Here is a 2,113-nt window from a genome sequence, read left to right on the forward strand (position 1 = left end):
CAAAACACCCAATCCGAAACCGCTCAGGACAGCACGCGGGACTCACGAAAGATCGAGGTTAACGAGCATCTTCTCGACGGGCAGCAGCGCCTAACCGCATTATGGCGAGCGCTTCACGATACCTACAAAGACCGAACATACTTCTTAAAGGACCTCAGCGAAGATACTAATGAACTTGATTTCGAGGTGCATTCCTATGCGCGCTGGCTCCGCGGAGGACTTCGCTATCCAATCTGGTGCGATAGCGCAGTCGAGGCCAGATCGCGGAAGCTGATTCCGATCTCGCTGTTAAATCCAGAATACCTCGACAAAGTGGGGCCTTGGGTCGACGCTGCAACAAGAAATGATCCCGCTGTCAGTCGCCGCCTTGAGAGAAAAATCCTAGGGCTTCGTTCGATAATAGAAAATTACAACATCCCATACCTAAGCCTCCCGGTGACAACCAAGAAGCACGTAGCTCTCGATGTTTTTATAAAAATGAACACCTCGTCGGTTCGACTGACCGCATTCGATATTATCGTAGCCCAATTGGAAGCTGCGACCGATAACTCGTTGCACGATTTGATTGATGATCTTCATACCGCAGTGCCTGGCGCATCCCGGTACACGGACCTCGGCAACTTAGTTCTGAATGTCGCAGCTATGCGTTCAGACAGAACCCCGTCTCAAGCCAGTTATCAGCAGCTCGATCTACAAGCGGTTTCAGCGGAGTGGTCGGAGATTACTGCCGGCATTAAATGGGCGGTCGAGATCCTGGAGGAGGAGCACGTCTACGATGCGCAGCGACTTCCTACGGTCGCCGTCCTTCCGGTGCTGGCAGCACTCCACCGCGTCGTTCCGGGTCGACTCGACGCAGCAGGCAACGCTCGGATCCTCGCTCGGGCATACCTCTGGCGCGCGTTCTTGACGCGTCGTTATGAGGTGTCTGCGGGCACAAGAAGCCTTCAGGATTTACGGGGTTTAGTCGACGCAGTATCGAACGATCTTGGCGTCGGCGATTGTGAATCGCCAATATTCGACATTAGTGAATACGCGCTTCCTGATATCGCGTCTCTTCTGACAGCGGGCTGGCCGAAGACCAGGGAAATATTGGGGCGCGGGATCATGGCTGTGTCGCTACGCGCGGGTGGACTTGATATCGCCGACGGCCAACCTGCTCGCGCGGATAATTTAGCAAAGAGGGAATACCACCATCTGTTTCCCGACTCGCTTCTCTCAACATCTACCGCCGCCGGCGTTAGAAGCTACCTCGCCCTCAATTGTGCCCTGATCTCGTGGTCTACGAACAGAACTATTTCGAACAAGTCACCGCTTCAGTATCTCGAAGACCGGGTATCGAAATCTAGTCTAGGTCAAACAGGAATCCGCGACCGTCTGAGCACTCACTTGATCCCTTTTGACGAACTGAGCGGGGCCGGGCCCTACGGGAATGGGTCAACCAGCAATATCATCGAGGACTACCAAGAATTTCTCAATGCCAGGGCGGCCGTGGTCGAAAGCGCAATAGCACGTTTGGCAGATGGACTAGAGCCCTAGATGTAGCAGCGAGTCTGGATCGTTAGAACAATGGAACGGCTTAGCAAACGAGACCTCGGCTCATTCTGCTTCCCCCGCGAGGAACGCGATCTGTTTCAACAATTGAAATTCCCATTGGCCGTGCACAATCTGAGATTTCTCGGATCCGGCCGTTTCATTCAGCAAAGCACAGCGATCCGATCCACCCCATTCGCCACAGCCTAGCCACGGACGACAATTCGAAACCAAGACCGAGGCGCTTCCCGGATCCATGGGCTAAGCAACTCCGGAGACCGCCGCGGGCGTTTCGCAATTGCTTGCGTGCCAGCACAATTCATACGTATGGTCGAGCTATCACTGCCGGTTGAGGAGAGACACCTTGAGAGGACACGCTGACAGTCGGGTCTGATCGTGTTCCTGACACCGCAGTTTTCCAAGATCTTCACCAATGCGGATTACGCTTGTACATTGACAACGCTGCGGCACAGCGAGTTGAAGATCTAGTTGTCATTTGCCAGGGTGATGGGACCACCTGCTTGCCACTAGCCCAGATCTTTCTCCGGGCTGACGTGCCGGCTTGATCTGTTTCGGATTGGGT

At 54.2% G+C, this 2,113-nt stretch carries 1 protein-coding gene; it reads left to right on the top strand.

Annotated elements, in window-relative coordinates:
- Window positions 1-1,536: GmrSD restriction endonuclease domain-containing protein (locus ACHIRB_RS04560; RefSeq protein WP_395127617.1), on the top strand; the 1,536-nt coding region annotated here is incomplete at its 5' end.
- Window positions 1,537-2,113 lie beyond the last annotated feature (577 nt).

This window comes from Antrihabitans spumae (assembly GCF_043944905.1).
Taxonomy (GTDB): Bacteria; Actinomycetota; Actinomycetes; order Mycobacteriales; family Mycobacteriaceae; genus Antrihabitans; species Antrihabitans spumae.